Source organism: uncultured Maricaulis sp. (assembly GCF_905480005.1).
Lineage (GTDB): Bacteria > Pseudomonadota > Alphaproteobacteria > Caulobacterales > Maricaulaceae > Maricaulis.
Window position 1 is genome coordinate 1 of sequence record NZ_CAJQOO010000077.1, and the last position, 4,023, is coordinate 4,023.

The following is a 4,023-nucleotide window of genomic DNA, read 5'->3' on the forward strand; positions in this document are numbered from 1 at the left end:
GGAGTTTTCCCCCTCATCCGCGCGACGCGCACCTTCTCCCAAGGGAGAAGGAAAAGGGCGCACGGCGGGGATAGGCTGCGTCTTTCTGTCCCGCCGCCATTCCACGAAACGGAAAACCGGTCTTCTGCCGCCATTTGCTTGACCTTCACGCCATACCGCCCCAGCTTCTCGACAAATATACGGGGCAAAACCGGGGAGAACATCATGCGTCTTGGACATCTGGCATTGGGATTGGCCGCACTCGCGGTATCGGCGTGTTCATCCGAGGAGGAGGCCGCCTTCACGCCTGTGCCGGCTGCCGACCTGGTCCGCACCATTGGCCAGGGCGAGCTTGTGGGCTTCGAGACGGAAGGCGGAGCAGCGGCCTGGATGGCAGTGCCCTATGCGGCGCCGCCGGTCGGCGAGCTGCGCTGGCGGGCGCCGCGTCCGCCGCTGGCCTTCCAGGCGCGACGTGAGGCGCTCGAGGCCGGATCTGTCTGTCCCCAGGTGACCAATAATCTCAGCGCTGGCGAGCTCTACGAGACCGGCGAGCTGATCGGTGCGGAAGACTGCCTCACATTGGATATCTACGCCCCGCGCGATGTGGCGGCCGATGAGGCCCTGCCGGTGATGATGTGGATCCATGGCGGTGCCAATACCTGGGGCTCGTCCTCGGCCTATGATGGCTCGGCGCTGGCCAGCCAGCAGGGTGTGATCATCGTCTCGGTTCAATACCGGCTCGGCCCGCTGGGTTTCCTTGCTCATCCGGCCCTGCGCGCGGACGCGGAAATTGGCGATGATGCGGCGGCGAATTTCGCGCTGCTCGACCTGGTCGCGGCGCTGCACTGGATCAGCGGCAATATCGAGACCTTCGGCGGCGACCCCAATCGCGTGACGGTCTTCGGGGAAAGCGCAGGCGCCTATAATATCGCCGGCCTGATGGCCGCGCCGCAGGCGCGCGGCCTCTTCCACCGGGCGATCATGCAGAGCGGCGGCACAGCCTCGGTCCCGCTCGGGATCGCCGAACAGGGCGGGGGCAATGACGCCGTCGCCGGTCTGGCGGCCGGGCGCGCGATTGCGGGTGAGGGCGCGACGGGCGCTGACTTGCGGGGGGCGTCCCTGGACGCTGTCTATGCGGCCTATCGCGACGAGGACGGCGAGCTGACCTCCATGCCGCGCATGATCGAGGATGGCGTGACCCTGCCCGAGGGCGGCATTCTCGCAGCGGCGGAGGCGCCAGGCGGGTTTGCCGATGTCCCGCTGATGAGCGGGACCAATCGTGACGAGATGAAGCTCTATACGGTTTTTGACCCGCGACTGACACGGCGTCTGGGCCCGCTGGTCTGGCCGAAGGGCGAGGATCGTTATGAGGCGGCGGTCGAATATCCCTCCCGTATCTGGCGCTATAATGCCGTCGATGGCCTGCTCAACCGCCTGGCCGCGAACGGGCGGTCCGATCTCTGGGCCTACCGGTTTGACTGGGATGAGGGCGGCTCGGTCCTGGTGACCGATACCGGGGTTCTGCTGGGCGCGGCGCATGCGATGGAAATCCCCTTCGTCTTCAACCATTTCGAGCTTTTCGGAGCCTTTGACAGCGTGCTGTTCAATGACCGTAATGAAGTCGGACGTGTGGAACTGGCCGAGACCATGGGCGCCTATTGGGCGCAGTTCGCGGCCTCTGGCATGCCCGGTGACGGCATCGGCATGGGGCCGCAATGGCCGCAATGGACCGATACCGGTGCGGCCCTGCGTTTCGATACGCGTGATGATGGCGGAAACGAGGTCTTCTCGCGCACCGAGTCGCCGCTGGCGATTGCCAGCGATCTGGCCGCTGATGGACGCGTCGATGACGAAACACGCTGCCAGATTGCCCGCGGGATTGTCGCCCGGCAGCCGAGCCTGGCCGATGCCTTCGCAGGCGCACTGACTTGCGACAGCTGAGTGGTTCGCACCGGACGCTGCGTTGCAACAGGCGACTGGCCGTGTGCCGTGTGATGGCTATGCTGTGAGACGCGGGTCATTCGGACCGGTGGTGATTCGGGGCGGTCATGGACACACTCCTTTTGCAGGCAGCCATCTATCTGGGAGCCGGCGTCATCGCCGTCCCGATTGCGCAGCGGCTCGGGCTGGGTTCTGTGCTCGGCTATCTGCTGGCCGGGGTAGCGATCGCGCCGATCCTGGACTGGGTCGGATCCGATCCGGAAAGCGTCCAGCATTTCGCTGAATTCGGCGTCGTGATGATGCTTTTCCTCGTCGGGCTGGAATTGCAGCCACGCCTGCTCTGGGATCTGCGCATGCGCCTGTTCGGGCTGGGCGGCCTGCAAGTCGCGCTGACGACGGCGGCGGTCGCGCTCTTCTGCCTGACAATCGGACTCGACTGGCGTCTGGCGATCGCGCTGGGACTGATTTTTGCCCTGTCGTCGACGGCCATCGTGCTGCAGACACTCGGGGAGAAGGGATGGCTGCGGACCGACGGCGGCCAGTCGGCCTTTTCCGTCCTCCTCTTCCAGGACATCGCGGTCATTCCCATGCTCGCCCTTATGCCATTGCTCGCCATGCCGGGTGGCGAGAGTGTCGTGGCCGATGCGGCTGCGCACGGGCCGGCCGACACACCATTCTCGCACTTGCCGGCCTGGGCCCAGGGCCTGGTCACGCTGGGCGTGGTTGGCGCCATCGTCCTGGGGGGGCGCTATCTCACCCGGCCAGCCTTCCGCATCATCGCCCGGACCGGTCTCCACGAGCTCTTTTTCTCGGCTGCGCTCTTCCTGGTGATCGGGATTGCAGTCCTCATGACGGCGGTCGGCCTGTCCCCGGCCCTGGGGACATTCCTCGCCGGCGTGCTGTTGGCGGATAGCGAGTACCGGCATGAGCTGGTCAGTGATCTCGAGCCCTTCAAGGGATTGTTACTCGGCGTTTTCTTCATCACGGTCGGCGCCGGCATGGAGTTCGATCTCCTGGCCGGCAATCCGGGCTTGATCATCGTCCTGACCGTGGCCCTCATCGGGGTCAAGGGCCTGATATTGCTGGGGCTGGCCTTCGCCTTCCGGATGAAGGGGCGCGCCCGCTGGCTCTTTACTTTCGCCCTGGCCCAGAGCGGCGAGTTCGGCTTCGTATTGCTCGCCTTTGCCGGCGGCGTCGATGTGATCCCGGCCGATATTGCCGGCATTGCCGGGCTGATCGTTGCCCTGTCTATGATGGCCACGCCGCTGATCATGATCGTGTTCGAGCGCTGGGTGTCGCCCCGTGTGCGACGTCCGGCCAGTCCGGAGCGCGAGGAGGACACGATCGAGGAGGAGGCGCCGGTCATCATCGCCGGCATGGGCCGCTTCGGTCAGATCGTCCAGCGCCTGCTGGTGATGGATGGCTACAAGCCGGTGGTTCTGGACAATTCCGCCGAGCATATCGACGGGCTGCGCAAATTCGGCATCCAGGTCTATTACGGCAACGCCATGCGCCCGGGCCTGCTCGAGGCGGCCGGAATTGCGCGGGCCAAGCTGTTGGTCGTGTGTACCGACAGCCGTGATCGCGCGGTGGAACTGGTTCATCACGTCAAGCAGCGCTATCCGCATGTCTATGTCATCGCCCGGGCGGCCAGTCGCGAACATGTCTACCAATTGCGGGCGGCGGGCGTTGACCTGGCCATTCGTGAAATGTTCGGCTCGTCGCTCGAGGCCGCCCAGCGCTCCCTGGTCGTTCTTGGCGAGAGCGAGGCGCGGGCCCGGCGCAAGACGGAGGCCTTTGCGCGTCACGACGAGGAAAGCCTGCAACAGCTTTTCGAGGTCTGGGACGCGGATACCGACGTGTTCGACAATGACGCCTATATCGAGAAAGCGCGCTCGCGCGTTGTTTCGCTGGCTGAAATCATGGCTGAGGATATCGGCAATCCGGATGAGGACCCGGATCAGCGAGACGACCTCTGAACCGGTCTGCCCCTGGCGGAGTCCGACTCCGAAACGGGTTACAGGGCGCGCTGAAATGGTTAACGTAGGGCCAGCAGCAAGGGGGCGTCTGCGTGATTCGGTTTTGGCAGAAGCTGGCGATTGT

2 protein-coding genes are annotated in these 4,023 nt (G+C 65.0%); both read left to right on the forward strand.

The features are described from left to right. Positions 1–204 precede the first annotated feature (204 nt). Positions 205–1,920: a carboxylesterase family protein gene (locus QZ266_RS07850; RefSeq protein WP_295693614.1), complete on the forward strand. Its 1,716-nt coding sequence runs from the start codon at positions 205–207 to the stop codon at positions 1,918–1,920. A 107-nt stretch (positions 1,921–2,027) separates the two neighbouring features. Further along, on the forward strand, positions 2,028–3,899 hold the full coding sequence (locus QZ266_RS07855) for a monovalent cation:proton antiporter-2 (CPA2) family protein (protein ID WP_295693616.1): 1,872 nt from the start codon (positions 2,028–2,030) through the stop codon (positions 3,897–3,899). Positions 3,900–4,023: the final 124 nt, after the last annotated feature.

What these genes read in the sequence shown, in the direction of transcription:
- QZ266_RS07850 (WP_295693614.1), top strand. Translation starts at nt 205, where the DNA reads ATGCGTCTTGGACATCTGGCATTGGGATTGGCCGCACTCGCGGTATCG.
- QZ266_RS07855 (WP_295693616.1), top strand. Translation starts at nt 2,028, where the DNA reads ATGGACACACTCCTTTTGCAGGCAGCCATCTATCTGGGAGCCGGCGTC.